The 16,781-nt window shown below is 67.8% G+C and carries 14 protein-coding genes; 9 read left to right on the top strand and 5 right to left on the bottom strand.

Going from position 1 to position 16,781, the window contains the following annotated elements:
• The first annotated feature begins 17 nt into the window (after window positions 1–17).
• The 3 genes from MRBLWO13_RS06780 (at window position 18) to MRBLWO13_RS06790 (ending at window position 3,317) form a co-directional block, all read left to right on the top strand.
• Window positions 18–1,031 (top strand): aldo/keto reductase family protein, encoded by a 1,014-nt coding sequence (locus MRBLWO13_RS06780; protein ID WP_341977272.1) that lies wholly within the window; start codon window positions 18–20, stop codon window positions 1,029–1,031.
• 30 nt (window positions 1,032–1,061) lie between these two features.
• Window positions 1,062–2,732 (top strand): LuxR C-terminal-related transcriptional regulator, encoded by a 1,671-nt coding sequence (locus MRBLWO13_RS06785; protein WP_341977274.1) that lies wholly within the window; start codon window positions 1,062–1,064, stop codon window positions 2,730–2,732.
• A 63-nt stretch (window positions 2,733–2,795) separates the two neighbouring features.
• Window positions 2,796–3,317, top strand: coding sequence for a hypothetical protein (locus MRBLWO13_RS06790; RefSeq protein ID WP_341977276.1), 522 nt, complete (start codon window positions 2,796–2,798; stop codon window positions 3,315–3,317).
• A gap of 36 nt (window positions 3,318–3,353) precedes the next feature.
• Here MRBLWO13_RS06790 and MRBLWO13_RS06795 read toward each other — a convergent pair whose 3' ends face one another.
• The 3 genes from MRBLWO13_RS06795 to MRBLWO13_RS06805 are packed head-to-tail and all read right to left on the bottom strand — an operon-like array spanning window position 3,354 to window position 5,694.
• The gene (locus MRBLWO13_RS06795) at window positions 3,354–3,866 is read right to left on the bottom strand and encodes an ACT domain-containing protein (protein ID WP_341977277.1); all 513 of its coding nucleotides are present in this window, start codon (window positions 3,864–3,866) and stop codon (window positions 3,354–3,356) included.
• Between the two features lie 47 nt (window positions 3,867–3,913).
• On the bottom strand, window positions 3,914–4,972 hold the full coding sequence (locus MRBLWO13_RS06800) for a PLP-dependent cysteine synthase family protein (RefSeq protein WP_341977279.1): 1,059 nt from the start codon (window positions 4,970–4,972) through the stop codon (window positions 3,914–3,916).
• A 44-nt stretch (window positions 4,973–5,016) separates the two neighbouring features.
• The gene (locus MRBLWO13_RS06805) at window positions 5,017–5,694 is read right to left on the bottom strand and encodes a FadR/GntR family transcriptional regulator (RefSeq protein ID WP_341977281.1); all 678 of its coding nucleotides are present in this window, start codon (window positions 5,692–5,694) and stop codon (window positions 5,017–5,019) included.
• Between the two features lie 47 nt (window positions 5,695–5,741).
• Here MRBLWO13_RS06805 and MRBLWO13_RS06810 point away from each other — a divergent pair, with 47 nt between their 5' ends.
• Window positions 5,742–6,695 carry an amidohydrolase family protein gene (locus MRBLWO13_RS06810; RefSeq protein ID WP_341977283.1) on the top strand — a complete coding sequence of 318 codons (954 nt, stop codon included), beginning with the start codon at window positions 5,742–5,744 and terminating at the stop codon, window positions 6,693–6,695.
• Between the two features lie 90 nt (window positions 6,696–6,785).
• On the opposite strand, the gene MRBLWO13_RS06815 is transcribed toward MRBLWO13_RS06810, so the two are convergent.
• Both MRBLWO13_RS06815 and MRBLWO13_RS06820 read right to left on the bottom strand, forming a co-directional pair.
• A complete protein-coding gene (locus tag MRBLWO13_RS06815; RefSeq protein WP_341977285.1) occupies window positions 6,786–8,063 on the bottom strand; it encodes a DUF418 domain-containing protein in 1,278 nt (425 codons plus the stop codon).
• Window positions 8,064–8,201: 138 nt separating this feature from the next.
• On the bottom strand, window positions 8,202–10,811 hold the full coding sequence (locus MRBLWO13_RS06820; protein WP_341977287.1) for a hypothetical protein: 2,610 nt from the start codon (window positions 10,809–10,811) through the stop codon (window positions 8,202–8,204).
• 156 nt (window positions 10,812–10,967) lie between these two features.
• Here MRBLWO13_RS06820 and MRBLWO13_RS06825 point away from each other — a divergent pair, with 156 nt between their 5' ends.
• From MRBLWO13_RS06825 to MRBLWO13_RS06845, 5 genes are read left to right on the top strand one after another with little or no spacing between them, the layout of a single operon-like run.
• Window positions 10,968–12,005, top strand: coding sequence for a LacI family DNA-binding transcriptional regulator (locus MRBLWO13_RS06825; RefSeq protein ID WP_341977289.1), 1,038 nt, complete (start codon window positions 10,968–10,970; stop codon window positions 12,003–12,005).
• Window positions 12,002–13,600, top strand: a complete 1,599-nt coding sequence (locus tag MRBLWO13_RS06830; RefSeq protein ID WP_341977291.1) for an FAD-dependent oxidoreductase — start codon at window positions 12,002–12,004, stop codon at window positions 13,598–13,600. Before MRBLWO13_RS06825 ends, MRBLWO13_RS06830 begins: the two co-directional genes overlap by 4 nt.
• 14 nt (window positions 13,601–13,614) lie before the next feature.
• Window positions 13,615–14,889 carry a sugar ABC transporter substrate-binding protein gene (locus tag MRBLWO13_RS06835; RefSeq protein WP_341977293.1) on the top strand — a complete coding sequence of 425 codons (1,275 nt, stop codon included), beginning with the start codon at window positions 13,615–13,617 and terminating at the stop codon, window positions 14,887–14,889.
• Entirely contained in the window at window positions 14,886–15,833 is a 948-nt protein-coding gene (locus MRBLWO13_RS06840) for a sugar ABC transporter permease (RefSeq protein WP_341977295.1), read from the top strand. The genes MRBLWO13_RS06835 and MRBLWO13_RS06840 overlap by 4 nt, the downstream gene beginning before the upstream one ends.
• On the top strand, window positions 15,823–16,665 hold the full coding sequence (locus MRBLWO13_RS06845) for a carbohydrate ABC transporter permease (protein ID WP_341977297.1): 843 nt from the start codon (window positions 15,823–15,825) through the stop codon (window positions 16,663–16,665). The genes MRBLWO13_RS06840 and MRBLWO13_RS06845 overlap by 11 nt, the downstream gene beginning before the upstream one ends.
• Window positions 16,666–16,781: the final 116 nt, after the last annotated feature.

Raw genomic sequence — 16,781 nt, forward strand, 5'->3', positions numbered from 1 at the left:
GCCAGTAGCGTTGGAGCATGGTCAACTATCGCTATCTCGGCAACAGCGGTCTCAAGGTCTCTGAGATCACCTACGGCAACTGGGTCACGCACGCCTCGCAGGTCGAGGACGACGCCGCCCTCAAGACGGTCCACGCCGCTCTGGATGCCGGCATCACCACGTTCGACACCGCGGACACCTACGCCAACACAGCCGCGGAGGTCGTGCTCGGCAAGGCGCTCTCCGGCCAGCGGCGCGAGGGACTGGAGATCTTCACGAAGGTCTACTTCCCGACCGGCTCGAAGGGCCCGAACGACACCGGCCTCAGCCGCAAGCACATCCTCGAATCGATCAACGGCTCGCTGAAGCGTCTCGGCACCGACTACGTCGACCTGTACCAGGCGCACCGCTTCGACTACGAGACCCCTCTCGAGGAGACTTTCCAGGCGTTCGCCGACATCGTGCGGCAGGGCAAGGTGCTCTACATCGGCGTCTCCGAGTGGACGGCGGAGCAGCTGCGTGAAGGCCACGCGCTCGCGAAGCAGCTCGGGGTGCAGCTCATCTCGAACCAGCCGCAGTACTCGATGCTGCACCGCGTGATCGAGGGCAAGGTCGTGCCGGCTTCCGAAGAGCTGGGCATCTCGCAGATCGTCTGGTCGCCGATGGCCCAGGGCGTGCTGAGCGGCAAGTACCTCCCGGGTCAGCCGGTACCTGAGGGATCGCGCGCCACCGACGAGAAGAGCGGTGCGCACTTCATCAAGGGCTTCCTGAACGATGACGTGCTCACCGCCGTGCAGCGGCTGAAGCCGATCGCAGCCGAGGCCGGACTCTCGATGCCGCAGCTCGCGATCGCCTGGGTGCTGCAGAACCCGAACATCGCCGCAGCTCTGGTCGGAGCCTCCCGTCCCGAGCAGCTCGCCGACACGGTGAAGGCATCCGGCGTGAAGCTCGACGCCGATACGATGGCTGCGATCGACGTCGCCCTCGGTGATGCGGTCAACCGGGACGCCGAGGACACCTACACGGTGTCGCCGAAGGAGCGCCTGGTCTGAAGAGAACCCCGCGAGAGGGGAAGGGCGAGGATGCCGGTCGACACGACGACGTGCTGGCAGCTGACGGCCGCTGCGTGCCGGGGTGACGTCGCGCTCGTCGCGGCCCTCGGTACGGGCAGCGGCAGGCACAATGTCGATCCGGCCCTCGCCCTCGCCCTTCTCGGAGCGGCGGAGTTCGCCGCCGGCGAGTTCGAGCGGGCCGTCATCACCACCGAGCGGGCGCGGCTCACCGCCCTCGAAGCCGGGGACGCCGAGGTGTTGCACTTCGCCTTGTCCTTCCGCGTCCTCGCCTCCGCCGGAGTGGTCTGGGAAGATCCGACCGCCGACGACGGCTTTCCGGAGCTGTGGGCGCGCCGTGGTGTGCTGGACTCGTTCGACCCGAGCATCCTTCCGCTTGCCCGGTTCGCCTTCGTCGAGGCCGCATTCGCGACCGGGCGGTTCGACGAGGCAGCGGAGGTGCTCGGTCCGATCGGCGAAGTCGTCGGCGTCGACGCCGGGCTCAGCGGCATCCATGCCTTTCCTGCTCTCGTGCTGCAACCCGCTCGACTGCTGATGTTCCGCGGCGATGCGTCGAGCGCTGCGCCCCATCTCGAAGCGGCAGCGGCGATCGCCCGGGAGCAGGGCGACGAGGTCTGGGTGCGCGCGATCGCCTCCGCAGCCGCGTTCGCCGCGGTGCTGGGAGGGGAGAGCGGACATCTCGATCAGGCCGAACGCGACCTCATCGACCCCACGCAGGCACCTCGCGGGTACATCGAAGCAGCGGTCTTCGCCTTCATCGCCTATGCGCGAGCCGGCCTCGGGCAGTGGGCCAGGGCGGAGGCCATTCTGCTCGCCGCCGGTGGTCCGGCGTTCCCGTTCATGCAGGTCGCGGATCGCGCGATGTGCACCGACATCCTCATCGCCGCAGCGATCGAGCGAGGCGACCTCGAAGGCGCCGAGCGGATCGCGACCGAACTGCTGCCGCTGATCGTGCACCCCGGTGCGCAGGTTCTCGTCGAGCAGGCCTTCGCGCGTATCGACGTCGCACGCGGCCGCATGACGGAGGCGGCAGAGCGCGCGGCCATCGCGGGCGCGCGCGCCGAACTCGCCGGGCGTTACCGCGACGCCGCCCACGTGCGGATGCTGCGGGCCCGTGCCCTCGCTGCGCTCGGACAAGCGGAGGAGGCGGTCCATGAGAACCTGTCGACCCTGCGCGATCCGGGTATCACGGGCGATCGCGGCATCGAACGCCAGGTACGGCGCCAGCTCCGCCAGCTCGGTCATCGGCCGCGGCCCACGCCCGGATCCGGCTGGGGTGCGCTCAGTGCGCGTGAACGCGAGGTCGCCACCCTCGTCGCCGGCGGGGCGAGCAACAGGGTGATCGCATCGACGCTGTTCCTCTCCGAGCGCACCGTCGAGGGGCATGTCTCCCGTATCCTCGCGGCGCTCGCCATCACCTCACGCAGCGGCATCCCGGCGTTGACCCTGGGCCACCTCGGCGCCCCGATCGTCCCCGTGCCGGCGCTCACCCCGCGTCAGCAGACCACGGCGGAGCTCGTCGCCACCGGTCTCGGCAACGCCGAGATCGCCCGACGACTCGACGTCAGCGTGAAGACCGTCGAGAAGAACGTGAGCGAGATCCTGCGTCGATGCGGGTTGACCTCACGCACGGGGATCGCGCGGATGATCATCGATGCCCCGGTGCTCGAAATCGAAACCTGACCGGGTCTGGCGCGAGGTTTCCCTACTCACGCCGGTCGGCGTCGCGGTGCGATCATCGGTGACATGAGGCATTCGAAGAGCGTTGGCGCGTTGGCACTGCTGCTGCTGCTGACCGGATGCACTCAGGCGGCGCCGCCCGCGGAGGATGGCGGGAGTGCGCCGAGCACGGTGGAGGGTGACGGCGAGGGCGACGGTGCGGCGACTGGGGCCTGCGCCGGCGACCTCGACGAAGACCTCAAGCCGTTCAGCAGCGATCTGGTCACTGAGCCGATTCCCGATCACGCGGTGTACGGGGACGGCAGCGAGATCGCATTCACCACCTCGATCGGGGCGGGGCTGTACCCCACGTTCGAGTTGCTGAAGTTCGTCGACGGCGTGCCCGCCGATTACTCGGCAGGCAACTGGGAGGACGCCGGAGACGGACGCTATACCACCGCGCTCAGCGTGTTCGACAGCGATCTCGACGGGCAGGAGGGCCTCGTCAAGGTCATGGCATTCCCGGAGGGTGTCACGTTCGACGGCGAGAAATACGAAGGGGATCAGGTGGTGCTCGGCATCTACTGCATCACCTACTCTGTCGAGTAGAGGACGTCGCTCGCGGCCGCTCCCGCGGCGAGCGTCTCAGGCGAGAGTGATGTCGACCTGGATCTCGGCCGCGAGGCGTTCGAGATCGGAGCGCAGCGTCTCGAGGTCCACGGACGCAGGCACCTTCGCCACCACGGTCGCCTCGAACAGGCGCCCACCCGACATCGCCGCATCGCGGGTCGTCGTGGTCAGGTCCTCGATGCTGAGGTCGTGCGCGCTGAGTGCGGCGGACACCTCGCGGACGATTCCGGGCCGATCGTTGCCGAGCACCTGGATGGTCAGCCGCCGATCGCCGTCGGCGGTGGCCGCCGTATCCGTGCCGGTGACCACCGCGATCGTCAGCAGCCCGTCGAGACCGCGCAATGCGGCGTCCAGTTCGGCCGTGCGATCGGCCGAGACCGAGACCTCGATCACCCCGGCGAAGGTGCCGGCGAGCTCGGCGAGCTGGCTGTTCTCCCAGTTGCCTCCGTGCGCATCGACGACATCGGCGACGGCGGCCACGAGGCCGGGACGATCTGCGCCCGCGACAGTGAGGATCAGAGTTGTCATGGGGTCAGCGTATCGAGATGCCGTCGCCGGTGAACATCGGGCCGGGGTCACTCCATCCAGTCGCCGGTCGCCAGGAACTGCTCCAGCCGTGCACGGTGCGGGGTGAGGTCCCAGCCCTGCTCGGCGACCCAGGCGTCGGAGTAGTAGGTGCCGGCGTAACGGATGCCGCTGTCGCAGATGAGCGTGACGACGCTGCCGGTCTCGCCCGCGGCGCGCATCCGCGCGATGAGCTGGAACGCTCCGTAGAGGTTGGTGCCGGTCGATCCGCCGGCCCAGTGCAGCGTGCGCTCCTTGAGCAGCCGGATCGCCGCTATGGAACCCGCGTCGGGGACGCGGATCATCTCGTCGATCACGCTCGGGACGAAGGAGAGCTCGACGCGAGGACGACCGATCCCTTCGATGCGGCTCGGGCGTCCGGCCGGAGCATCCGGGGTCCCTGCCCATCCGTCGTAGAACGCCGAGCCCTCGGGGTCGACGACGGCGACCTGCGTCTCGTGGCGGCGGTACTTGACGTAGCGCCCGAACGTCGCGCTGGTGCCGCCGGTACCGGCCCCGACCACGATCCAGCGGGGGATCGGGTGCCGCTCCTGGGCGAGCTGGCTGAACACGCTCTCGGCGATGTTGTTGTTGCCGCGCCAGTCGGTGGCGCGCTCGGCGTAGGTGAACTGGTCGAGATAGTGGCCGCGGCAATCCGAGGCGAGGCGCTGCGCGGTGGGCGACATGTCTTCGGCCCGGTCGACGAAGTGGCAGCGTCCGCCGTAGAACTCGATGAGATCGATCTTCTCCTGGCTGGTCGAGCGCGGCACGACGGTGACGAAGGGCAGCCCCAGCATCCGGGCGAAGTAGGCCTCGGAGACGGCCGTGGACCCGCTCGACGATTCCACGAGCGTGCTGTCCTCATGGATGCGGCCGTTGACCAGGCCGTACAGGATGAGCGAGCGGGCGAGACGGTGCTTGAGGGAGCCGGTCGGATGCACCGACTCATCCTTCAGGTACAGATCGATGCCCCACTCCGACGGCAACGGGAACAGGTGCAGGTGCGTGTCTGCGCTGCGATTGGCGTCGGCCTCCAGCAGGGCGATCGCGGTGCTGGTCCAGGTGGTCATTGTTCGAGGGTATCGGCCGGGCGATTCCGGGCGGGACCCGTCCGTCAGGCGGATGCGGCCTGACGCAGCCACCGCTCGATGCCGGCGATGTGCGCGGTGGCCAGCGACGTTGCGAGAGCGGGGTCGCGCTGTGCGATGGCATCTGCGATCGCGCGGTGCTCGGAGAGCGTGCGCTCGACAGCGCCTTCCTCGGTGAGACCGCGCCAGACGCGGGCGCGCACCGTCTGACTGCTGAGGTGATCGATGAGGCTCGAGAGGTACGCGTTGCCGGCCATGCGCACGATATCGCGGTGGAAACGGATGTCGTGCTCCACGAGCTCCTCGACGGTGACGGAGGCGTCGACCCCGCCGACCTCCCGTTCGAGCTCGGCGATCTCGTCACCGCTGCCCAGGGTGGCGGCGAGGCCGGTGGCCTGCGACTCCAGCATCCGTCGCACGGCGAAGATCTCCAGCATCGAGTCGTCGCCGTGCATGTCGACGACGAATGAGATGGCTTCGAGGAGCAGGTTCGGCTCGAGGCTCGTCACATAGGTTCCGTCGCCACGGCGCACATCGAGCACGCGAATGACCTCGAGCGCCTTCACCGCTTCGCGCATCGAGTTCCGGGACAGGCCGAGCCTCTCGGACAGCTCTTTCTCCGGCGGGAGCCGGTCGCCGGGGCCGAGCTCGCCGGACACGATCATCGCCTTGATCTTCTCGATCGCCTCGTCAGTCACAGCCATGGCGTCATCCTCGCACATTCATCGGATGTCTGGGGCAGGATGGAGCCATGCGCGTCCTCGACTCACACCTGCACCTGTGGAGACCCGACCTTCTGGAGTACACCTGGCTGGAAGGGCCGCTCGCTTTCGAATTCGCGGCTCTCGAGTTGGAGCACGCCCGGATCGAGGGCGCCACCGAGGTGGGTGCCGTCTTCGTCCAGGCAGAATGCGTCGAAGCACAGTTCCTCGACGAGGTGCGCTGGGTGACGGGTCTTGCCCGTGAGGCCGGTGTGAAGGCCATCGTCGCCGGTGCGCGGCTCGACGAGGGTGCTTCGACGACGGCGCATCTCGAGGCGCTCGCGGAGTTCGGGCTGGTCGTCGGGGTACGCCACCTGTTGCAGGGGGAGCGCGACGGCCTCGCGGCGACACCCGCGTTCATCGCCGGTGCCCGCGCCCTCGCCGCGCGCGAGTGGACGTTCGACGCCTGTGTTCGAGCCGCGCAGCTGCCGGACATCACGGCGCTCGCCGCGGCCGTGCCGGAACTGCGAGTGGTGCTCGACCATGTCGGCAAGCCCGCGGTGGGCATGGCATCCGCCCCGCTCGCGCCATCGGCCCAGTGGGTGTCGGACCTGACCGCTCTGGCGCAGCATCCGAATGTCTACTGCAAGCTGTCCGGGCTCCCTGGCGAGGCCGGCGGAGATTGGGATGCTGCGCAGGTCGCGCCCTTCCTGGACGCCGCCGCGGCGGCGTTCGGCCCGGAGCGGTTGATGTGGGGCAGCGACTGGCCGGTCTCGGTCATCGGGCCGGCCGAGCCCGGCGACCCGCACGCTCCGGCCGACGGTGCTCCGACGTATCAGCCGACCGCTCGCACCCGCTGGGCGCAGACGGTCGTAGCGTGGGCGACGAGTCGCGGCCACGACGTCGATGCGATCCTGTGGGCCAATGCCGCACGCTTCTACGGCATCGACAGCGCGCCCCGCCGCGGCGGCATCCTGGGCTGGCTGCGCGGCGACCGGGGCTAGCGCCCTGCAACCGTTCGGCCCCACGTCGTTCCCGTCGCAAAATGTCCCGGTATTCCTCGCGAATACCGGGACATTTCGCGACCGGAAGGGTCAGGACGACCGGCGTAGCTTCCTGGTGATGAGTTCGAAGCACACGTGCCAGACGTACTCGAGGGGACCCCGAGGGAATGCTCGCAGCCAGAGCTCGGCGAAGAGGACGAGCAGCAGGGTGATCACGACGAACATCGCCAGTGTGCCGAGCACCGGGTCGATCAGACCGGAGAGTGGCGAGTTACCGATCACGTACTGTCCCACGCGCCCGAGGATGTTCTGCAGCACATAGCAGGTGAGAGCCATCCGGCCGACCATCGAGAGTCGACGTCCGACGAATCCGATGGGGCGACGTTGATAGAACTCGGCCATGAGCGCGAGCACGCCGAAGGCGACCATGGGTGCCGTGACGTATCTGCCGAAGTTGAAAGTGTCGCCGGTGACGAACGCGAGGAGGTCCAGTGGCAGGCCGACGCCGAAGCCGATCACCATGAGCCACTTCCTGAGCCGGGCTCCGCGGCTCTCGAAGATGCCGTTTCGGTACAGCACAGCCCCGAGGGTGAAGACGGCGAGACCAAGGGTGATGATCGTGCCGGCGTCGGTGCCGAGAGTGATGTCGGAGAACACCGTCAGGACGTTCTCGTGGACGGTCTGCCAGTAGGTGGGCCGGGCTTCGTACACGGGGAATTCGCCGGGAAGCACGATCCCCGGGAGGCTCACACCGCCTGGAGCGAAGATCCCGATCGTGAGGATGGCGAGGTGCGTTGCGAGCGCCGCCCCGATGAAGACCCACTGCCGCTTCTCCGGCAGCAGGAGGACGAATGCGACGATGAAGCCGACGATGGCGTACGCGCGCAGGACGTCGAACTGCACGACGAAGATGTAGTTCAAGGCGCCGTCGAGGAAGAGCAGGCCGGCTCGGATGGGGTACGTGCCTGGCCAGCGCAGGCCCCGCCGCAGGGCCGCTTGGCGTTGGATCTCGAGACCGATGCCGAACATGATGGTCAGCAGACCCAGGAACTTGCCATCCGGGATCCACCCCAGAAAATCCTGCCACCAGATGTCCACGGCGCGATCGCCGGTGAAAGCCACGAACAGCCAGATGTTGCTCGCCAGGGTGCCGATGATGGCGACTCCGCGGATCACGTCGAGCGAAGGAATGCGGCGCTGCGACCGAGCCGACTCGATCGGCCGTGAGCTCGTCGATCCTGTGTGATCGGCGGCGTCGGCTGCGGCTGACTCGGCAGGCGGCGTAGGCGGTGCGGGCGGCGTCGGTAGTTCGGGCGGAGAATGACGGCGGTGCGGGGTCAGCGGGGACGGTGAGACGAGATCGGTCATCGACCCAGTCAATGCGTCGAGCTGTTGTGGTCTCGTATGCAGATCTCGATACGCGGACGATAGCCGGTCGCAGCGGGAGGCATCGATCCGGATGGGATCGATGCCTCCCGCGACCGGCGGTGGCTCGGGCGGCGCCCGTCAGCCGATCGGACGAGCGTCGAACGCCACGTATTCGATCGTGTGGGTCTCGGGCTGTCCGGAGCCGAGCGCATGCGTGCGGACGGTCGCCGCTCCTGCGGGAATCGTCAGCCCGTCGGCGACGAACGTGCGCGTCTGGGTCTCGCCAGGGGCGAGGCGCTTGATCCGATCCGATCCGAGCGTCGTCTCGATGCGCACGTCGGTGTCGCGGTCACCCGCACCCTGCACCGTCACGGTGAGGGCGGCTCTGCCGTCGGTTCGCGTGGCTTGGACGGACACCGCGCCCGAGGTCGCCACCGGCCCGGCGTCGAGGCCGTCGAGGAGCAGCCCTCGGTAGATCCGAGGCGCACCGTCGAGGTTGAGCTGCACCTGCCCGCCCGACGAGGCCAGTGCGCTCGTTCGGCCGAAGGAGTCCGTCTCTGTGACCGTCGCCGTGGCCGGGAGCGTCACCTGGGTCTTCGTCGACCAACCGTCCTGCCAGATCTCCGGCGCGGGGAAGCGCCAGTCCGTGCGGGCACCGGCGGTGTTGAGCAGGTATCCGTCGCTGCGGTTCCAGAGCACGGCGAGCGGGCCCTCCGGCGTGGTGAAGAGCAGGCCGTGGGTGGTTCCGTCATCGAGGTGCACCCAGCGGACGAACTCGGCCTGATCGAACGCGCGGGCTGCCGTCGCATAGGCCAGGAGCGACGGCTTGGGCCCGAGGTCTCGATTCACCAGCCCGAAGTGGTACTCCGTGTCCTCGGGGTCGGCGCCCATCGGGCTGATCGTGTACGAATCGAAGAACTGATACCAGCACACGGCCCGCACACCCTCGGCCTTGGCGAGAGCGAGCGAGAGCAGCACGTTCTCGGCGGCGTGCCGATAGGTGTCGTTCCACCACGCGTTGGGCCGGGTGCAGGCATAGGCCTCGGTGAGCCAGATCTCCTTCTCGCCGTACTCGGACATCATCTCCTTCAGCTGGCGAAGGCCACCGAGGAAGTTCCAGTACGTTCCGGTGGCCCCGGGACTCCATTCGCCGCCGTCTCCGTCCGGGACGAAGTCGGGAGTGAAGTTCCCACGCCCGGGGTGGAAGGCCACGCCGTCGACGAGATCCCACCCGCCGGCAGCGTGGAACTCCTCGAACCATGGACGATCCATTCCCGCGAGTCCGTTGTTCATGATCCGGAAGTCGGCGCCCTGGGCGGCGCGCGCCGCGTGCACCGGCTTGAGCACGCGCTCCACGTATGCCGGGGCGGCATCGCCGGTATTGAACGGACGGTTGAGCTCGTTGCCCACCTCGAACCAGGTTGCCCCTGCTGCGATGGCCGTGGCCGTGCTGGACCCGGCCCAGGTGACCAGAGCGGCATCGGTCGCCGTGAGGTCGGGCTGCAGTTCGAGGTTGTGATCCATCCCTCGAGCGTCGTACGCCGATGGCGGCAGCCCCGGCCCGCCGTCGTAGGCGATCCGGATCCACTGGATGCCGATCTTCTGCCAGAGGTCGAGGGTCGCCTGCTCGCCGGCGTTCAGCAGCCACGGGTAGTTCGCGATCCCGAACATGCTGGCCGAACCCGCGGTGTAGCCGAACGGGGTCAGCGCGGCGAGTGTGGTGCGCGCGAATGCGCTGTCGCTCGTCGTCGTGGCGGTCGCCTCGAGCAGCACCATCCCCTCCGCTTCCAGAGGGACCGTGATCGCCGCATCCGCCGTGGACAGAGCGGGGATCGTGATCGATTGCGTGCCGGAGGTGACGACGACCCCGTTGTCGTCACGCGCCCACCAGTCCAGCGCGAAGGTGTCGTCGACCGCGTGGGCATTGGTCACCGTGACCGTCGCCGTCACGTCGCCCGCCGCATCCCACACGTTGTACGGCCGCTGCGTGGAGAGCTCGATGCCCACTCCGTCTCCGCGCCCGATGGCGGCACCCGAGGCAGGACGTGCATCGGTGAGGATCAGGCTCGCGCGGGTCACGGCGGTCGTGGCATCCACCGAGCTGCCGGGGGCGTGCACCCAGGTGGATGTGGTCCAGGCCTTGCGAGACGAGTCCAGCAGCAGTAGCCCGTGGCCGGCGGCCCACGCGGACCGGTAGACGACGCCCGTCGGAACCTCGTAGGGGACGCCGCCCGCGCCGTCGCGCTGCCACTCCGACGTCGGGATGTACTCGTCGGCGGCAGTGGGCAGGTTGATCGCCCTGCTGAACATGAAGCCGGCCGGGTTGAGGGTCGTCGATCCCGACACCGTCCATTCGACGTGCATCTGCGCGGTCTGCACGCGGATGACGGCAGACACGGTCTGCCCGCCCGCCGCGACAGGCATCGTGTAGTCCATCCGGATCGCCTGCTCACCGCCGACTGTCACCAGGGACGGCGTGCCGCCGGTGGAGGTCTGGATGCCGTGGACGGTGTCCTTCGTCTGGAAGCGGGAGCCCGCCATCAGCAGCGTTCCGGTCGCGTTGTGCACGGCGATGCGCCCGCCGACGGATGCCACGACACGGATGCCGGTGGCCGTGAGCGTGACGTCGGTTCCCGCGGCTGAAGCGGTGACGGTGCTCGGAGGTAGCGCGATCAGGGCGCCCGCGAGCAGACCGGCGCCGAGGAAGTGCCGACGGGACAGCGTGAGGTGCAGGGGATCGGGGGACATCATTGTCCTTTCCATGATGATAGGGATTATCAAGGAACTATGCACCGAGTAACGATTCCAGCACAAGAGTTTGACAAGGATCCGATCCGGTCTGTTATGGTCATCTTCGAGTTCTGATAATCCGAACTATCAGGAGAGCTCGATCAGGAGAGGTCAATGACGACGAACAAGAATGGGCGCATCACCCAGCGCGAGATCGCGAAGATCGCCGGGGTGAGCCAGGCGACCGTGTCGATGGTGCTCAACGACAAGGACTACTCCAACGTCCGCATCCCCGAGGCCACTCGTGAGCGGGTGCTGCGAGCGATCGAGCAGACGACCTACGTCGTCGACCCCGCAGCGCGTCGCCTCGCCGGACTCGACAACAAGATCCTCGGCATCTTCACCTACGAGCCGGCACTGTCGGCCGAGAGCATGGACTTCTACGGTCCGCTCCTCAACGGCATCGAACGCGCCGCTGAACGGCTCAGCTGCGATCTCCTCTTCTTCACGGCTTCTCCGCTCGTCGACGGCTCGCGCAGCCTGTTCCACAAGAACACCCGGTTCCGCCTCGCCGACGGTTGCCTGCTCCTCGGGCAGCAGATGAATGGCGCAGAACTCGCACGACTGGTCGCCGAGGGTTTCCCGTTCGTCGCCGTCGGACGTCGGGATGAGCCGGATGTGCCGTACGTCGGAATCGACTACCTGTCGCTCACCGGCGAGATCATCCGCCGCCTCGCGGCTCTCGGTCACGAGCGCGCGGTCTACCTCCACCACGGCACGGTCGCCCCCGCCGCAGCCGACCGCCGTTCCGGAATCGCCCAGGCGGCCTCAGGGCTGCGCATCGCGGTCACCTCGATCGATGTGACCGGCCTCGATCGCGCGGCGATCGCTCGTCGCGTACTCGAGCTGGACTCCACCGCCGTGATCGCCGAGGACGCGTTCCTCGCCGAGTCCGCAGCGTCCGCGCTCGCCGCAGAGGCGCCGGATGCCGCCCTCAGCTACGTCGCGCTCGCCGACGTCGCCGGTCACGCCATCGACGGCGCACCGCTCAGCGGATTCGATCTGCGCCGCGAGGCCGTCGCGTCGCGGGCGCTGTCGCTGCTCCAGGACATCATCCTCACCGACGTGGCCGAACGCGGTGACCTGCAGAAGCAGGTGCTGTTGACCGGCGAGATCGTCGACGGCGCGACCCTTCACGCGGTGAGTCGATGACGTCGTTGCAGACCGACGTTCTCATCGTCGGCGGAGGACTCGGCGGGGTCGCGGCTGCGCTGGCCGCGCTCCGGCGGGGTCGCCAGGTGATCCTCACCGAGCAGTACCCCTGGCTCGGAGGGCAGCTGACCTCGCAGATCGTTCCGCCTGACGAGTCGTACTGGGTCGAGCAGTTCGGGATCACCGCGTCCTATCGCGCGCTCCGCGACGGCATCCGCGACTACTACCGCCAGAACTATCCGCTCACCGAGCGCGCTCGTTCGACGAAGGAGCTGAACCCCGGACTCGGTCGGGTCAGTCGGCTGTGCCACGAGCCGCGCGTCGCGGTCGCAGTGCTCGATGCGTTGCTCGCGCCCTACCGTGCCAGCGGGCTGCTCACCGTTCTGCAGCCGGCGCTGCCTGTCGCGGCGACCGTCGATGGCGACCTCGTGACGTCGGTCCTTGTCGAGCACGACGGGCAGCGGCGCGAGATCACCGCGTCCTTCGTCCTCGACGCCACCGAAACCGGTGATCTCCTCCCTCTCGTCAATGCCGAGTACGTCGTCGGCGCCGAATCTCGCGCCGAGACAGGGGAGCCGAACGCCGCCGAGGTGTCCGACCCGCAGAACGTGCAGGCGATCACCTGGTGCTTCGCGTTCGACCACGAGGAGGGCGCCGATCACACGATCGAGCGACCTGCGGAGTACGACCGTTTTCGGGCGGCCCATCCGGAGTTCTGGGGCGCCCCGCTGCTCTCGTTCACCGCACCGGATCCGCGCACGTTGGAACCCGTGACGCGCACCATGAACGTCAACCCGCCGATCGTCGAGCGCGGAGCATCCGATCAGAGAACCGACGCGGGAGACCGAGACCTCTGGGAGTTCCGTCGCATTCTCGCCCGTGAGAACTTCGTCCCCGGTTTCCTCGACAGCGACGTGGTCGTGGCCAACTGGCCGATGCTCGACTACCTCGACGGCTCTGTCATCGACACCGCGGATGCCGCGGACCACCTGGCCGGCGCCAAGGAACTCGCGCGGTCGTACGTGTACTGGCTGCAGACCGAGGCTCCGCGACCCGACGGCGGCTTCGGTTTTCCGGGGCTCCGCCTGCGGGGAGACGTCGCCGGTACCGAAGACGGATTCGCTCAGGCGCCCTACATCCGTGAGTCACGGCGGATCGTCGCACGACGCACGGTCGTTGAGCAGGACATCTCGGTGGCGCTCCGCGGACACGGCGGGCCCGCGACCTTCGACGACTCCGTCGGCGTCGGCATGTACCGGATCGACATCCACCCCTCCACAGGTGGTGACAACTACATCGATGTCGAGTGCGCGCCGTTCGAGATCCCCCTGGGCGCGCTCGTTCCCGTGCGGCTGCGCAACTTCCTGCCGGCGGCGAAGAACATCGGCACCACCCACATCACGAACGGCGCCTATCGCCTGCACCCCGTCGAGTGGAACATCGGCGAGTCGGCCGGCGAGCTCGCTGCCTTCTGTCTGGAAGGCGCGCTCGATCCCGGCGCCGTTCTGGCGGACCGGGCACTCGTCATCGCTTTCCAGGCCCGCCTCGTCGAGGCGGGCATCGAGATCCACTGGCCCGAGATCATCGGCTACTAGAGAAGAGAAGGAAGATGTCAACAGCAAAGAAGCTGGGTGCGGCGACCGCAATCGCCGCGTTGGGCCTGGCACTGGCGGGATGCGGGGCAGCCGCGCCGACTCCCGTCGAGACCACTGCCGCCCCGGGAAGCGTGGACCTGCGCATGTCGGTGTGGACGTCGAACGAGGATCAGCTCGCACTCTTCGATGAGATCGCCGAGGCATACAAGGCGGACCACCCGGAGATCGGCGAGATCACGTACGAATCGCTGCCCTTCGCCGATTACAACACCACCCTCACGACGCAGATCGCCGGCGGCAACGCGCCGGATCTGGCCTGGATGGGTGACCTGTCTCGCGACCTCATCGAGGCGGACGCCCTCGTGCCGCTGACCGATGCTCTGAAGGCCACCAAGGGCTGGAACTACGACGATCTCGTCGGCAGCGTCACCGCGGAGTTCGCGGTCGACGATGAGCTGTACGCCTACCCGTTCTCGAACTCGCCCTTCGCCCTCTACGTCAACAAGGATCTCCTCGGACAGGCCGGAGCCGCCATCGACGGCGACGTCACGTGGGAGAAGATCAGCGAACTCGGCGCCACCGTGCACCAGGCCACCGGCAAGGCCGGTTTCGTCATCCGCGACTTCGACTACGCGAACTGGGGCCAGCTCGCGACGGTGTGGACCGGCTGGGGTGCCAGCGCCTGGAGCGCGGATGGCAAGACCTGCACCTTCGACAGTCCGGAGATGGTGGACGCCTTCACGTTCCTGCACGACGCGGCCTTCGTCGATCAGTCGATGCCAGGGCCGGGGACCACCGCGGACTTCTTCGCCGGCGACGCAGCCTTCACTGTCGCCCAGGTGTCGCGCGCGGCGCTGCTCGATGGATCCTTCGCGTACGACGTGATCCCGCTGCCGAACGGGCCCGAGGGCGAATACTCCGTCATCGGTCAGGCCGGTGTGGGCGTGCTCGCCACGAGCCCGCACGTGCAGGAGGCGACAGACTTCCTCGCATTCCTCACGAACCCGGAGAACGCGGAGAAGCTCGCCGCGTACTTCCCGCCGCCCCGTGAGTCGCTGCTGACCGGTGAGCAGCTCGCCGCGAACAACCCGAAGCTCACGGCCGACCAGCTCGAGAGCGTCGTCATCGACCAGCTGCCCGACGCGGTGACGCTGCCCAACCACACGGGACCCGCGGAGATCAAGGCTGCGGGCAAGACCGCTCTGGATGCGATGTGGGCGGCGGATGCCGACGTCGAGGCCGTGCTCGCTGCGACCTGCGAAGCCATCGAGCCGCTGCTGTCGAAGTGACCGCTCTCGACACGGTGATCGAGTCCCGGGGCGCGGTGGCGCCCCGGGATCCGCACCGCCCGTTCTGGACGATGCGGCGGCGCGACCACCTCACCGGCTATCTCTTCATCGCGCCGCAACTGGCCGGCGTCGTGCTGTTCGTGCTCGTGCCCGTGGGACTGGGCATCTGGTACAGCCTCAACGAGTGGAACATCTTCCGCGGAGAACTCACGTTCGTCGGCGGCGACAACTACGCCGCTCTGCTGACGGACCCGCAGTTACCGGCGGTGCTCGGTGCGACCGCGGTGTTCTCACTCGGCATCGTCGTGCTCAACATCGCGGCGGGCCTCGGCCTCGCGGTTCTCCTCAACCGCCGCTTCCGCGGCGTGACGATCTTCCGCACGATCTTCTTCTCGCCCGTGATCGTCTCGGTGGTCGCGTGGACGCTGGTCTGGGGATTCCTGCTGCAGGACAACGGGGGCATCAACGCGCTCCTCGCGGTCTTCGGTATCGACGGGCCGAACTGGTTGCTCTCCGGCGACACGGCGATGATCTCGGTCATCGTCACCCAGGTCATCCGCAGCGTCGGGGTGAACATGGTGCTCTTCCTCGCTGCGCTCCAAGGCGTGCCGTCGGAGCTCTACGAGGCGGCCCGGATCGACGGTGCAGGACCGGGGCGGATCTTCCTCCGGATCACCCTGCCCCTGATCTCACCGACGCTCATGCTGACCGCCGTCATCACCATCGTCGGATCGCTGCAGGCATTCGCCAACGTCGCGGTACTCACCGGCGGCGGCCCCGGTCTGTCGACCACCGTGCTCGTCTACTACGTCTTCCAGCAGGCGTTCGAGTTCAACGACATCGGCTACGGGTCGACGCTCGCCCTGATGCTGCTGACCTTCGTGATGCTGCTGACCATGCTGCAGTGGCAGCTCCGCCGGAAGTGGGTGTTCTATGAGGAGTGAGGGATCCCGCATCCGCCGAGTGATCCTCATCGCAGCGCTGATCGTCCTCGCCGTGCCGTTCGCGGTGCCGACGATCTGGATGATCACGTCATCGTTCAAGCCGCTGGCAGAGATCTTCCGCTCGCCGCCCGCGCTGTTCGCGGAGAACCCGACGGTCGCCGCCTATGTCGAGGCATTCACCTTCCAGCCGTTCGCGCAGCAGTACTTCAACAGCGTGTACATCGCGGTGCTCGTCACGGCGATCGTGATGGCGGTGTCGAGTCTCGCCGGCTACGCCTTCGCCCGCATCCGCTTTCCCTTTGCGGATGCGCTGTTCCTCGTGGTGCTGGTCGGTCTGCTCGTGCCCGGCGAGGTGACGATCGTGCCGCTGTTCCAGATGTTCAAGCAGTGGGGGATGATCAACACCCACTGGCCGTTGATACTGGTGACGGCGCTCGCCGCCCCGTGCGTCCTCGCGACGTTCATCATGCGGCAGTTCTTCCTGTCGCTGCCCGTCGAGCTGGAGGAGGCGGCGCGCATCGACGGGTTGGGCAGGCCGGCGATCTGGTGGCGGATCAGTCTTCCGCTGTCCAAGCCGGCGCTGTCGGCGGTCGCGATCCTCACCTTCCTCTCGTCGTGGAACCTCTATCTCGAACCGACGGTGTACCTCACGTCGCCGGAGCTGTTCACGCTGCCGCAGGCACTGACCCGGTTCACGGATGCGTATGGCGGACAGATGTGGAACACGCAGCTCGCCGCCGCGACCATGACGGTGGTGCCGATGCTGATCGTGTTCATCGTGGCCCAGCGTCAGTTCGTGGAAGGGCTCGCGCACTCCGGTCTCAAAGGCTGAGGTCTGCCAGTGGCTGGTGCTCCCGTCGCCGGCTTCCGGTGTTCCGGTCGCAAGAATGCCCGGTATCCGTTCGGAATACCGGGCATTTTCGCGACGGGAGCGGAAGAGACGGCGTC

The sequence above is a fragment of the Microbacterium sp. LWO13-1.2 genome (assembly GCF_038397725.1).
Classification (GTDB): domain Bacteria; phylum Actinomycetota; class Actinomycetes; order Actinomycetales; family Microbacteriaceae; genus Microbacterium.

What these genes read in the sequence shown, in the direction of transcription:
- MRBLWO13_RS06780 (WP_341977272.1), top strand. Translation starts at nt 18, where the DNA reads ATGGTCAACTATCGCTATCTCGGCAACAGCGGTCTCAAGGTCTCTGAG.
- MRBLWO13_RS06785 (WP_341977274.1), top strand. Translation starts at nt 1,062, where the DNA reads ATGCCGGTCGACACGACGACGTGCTGGCAGCTGACGGCCGCTGCGTGC.
- MRBLWO13_RS06790 (WP_341977276.1), top strand. Translation starts at nt 2,796, where the DNA reads ATGAGGCATTCGAAGAGCGTTGGCGCGTTGGCACTGCTGCTGCTGCTG.
- MRBLWO13_RS06795 (WP_341977277.1), bottom strand. Translation starts at nt 3,866, where the DNA reads ATGACAACTCTGATCCTCACTGTCGCGGGCGCAGATCGTCCCGGCCTC.
- MRBLWO13_RS06800 (WP_341977279.1), bottom strand. Translation starts at nt 4,972, where the DNA reads ATGACCACCTGGACCAGCACCGCGATCGCCCTGCTGGAGGCCGACGCC.
- MRBLWO13_RS06805 (WP_341977281.1), bottom strand. Translation starts at nt 5,694, where the DNA reads ATGGCTGTGACTGACGAGGCGATCGAGAAGATCAAGGCGATGATCGTG.
- MRBLWO13_RS06810 (WP_341977283.1), top strand. Translation starts at nt 5,742, where the DNA reads ATGCGCGTCCTCGACTCACACCTGCACCTGTGGAGACCCGACCTTCTG.
- MRBLWO13_RS06815 (WP_341977285.1), bottom strand. Translation starts at nt 8,063, where the DNA reads ATGACCGATCTCGTCTCACCGTCCCCGCTGACCCCGCACCGCCGTCAT.
- MRBLWO13_RS06820 (WP_341977287.1), bottom strand. Translation starts at nt 10,811, where the DNA reads ATGTCCCCCGATCCCCTGCACCTCACGCTGTCCCGTCGGCACTTCCTC.
- MRBLWO13_RS06825 (WP_341977289.1), top strand. Translation starts at nt 10,968, where the DNA reads ATGACGACGAACAAGAATGGGCGCATCACCCAGCGCGAGATCGCGAAG.
- MRBLWO13_RS06830 (WP_341977291.1), top strand. Translation starts at nt 12,002, where the DNA reads ATGACGTCGTTGCAGACCGACGTTCTCATCGTCGGCGGAGGACTCGGC.
- MRBLWO13_RS06835 (WP_341977293.1), top strand. Translation starts at nt 13,615, where the DNA reads ATGTCAACAGCAAAGAAGCTGGGTGCGGCGACCGCAATCGCCGCGTTG.
- MRBLWO13_RS06845 (WP_341977297.1), top strand. Translation starts at nt 15,823, where the DNA reads ATGAGGAGTGAGGGATCCCGCATCCGCCGAGTGATCCTCATCGCAGCG.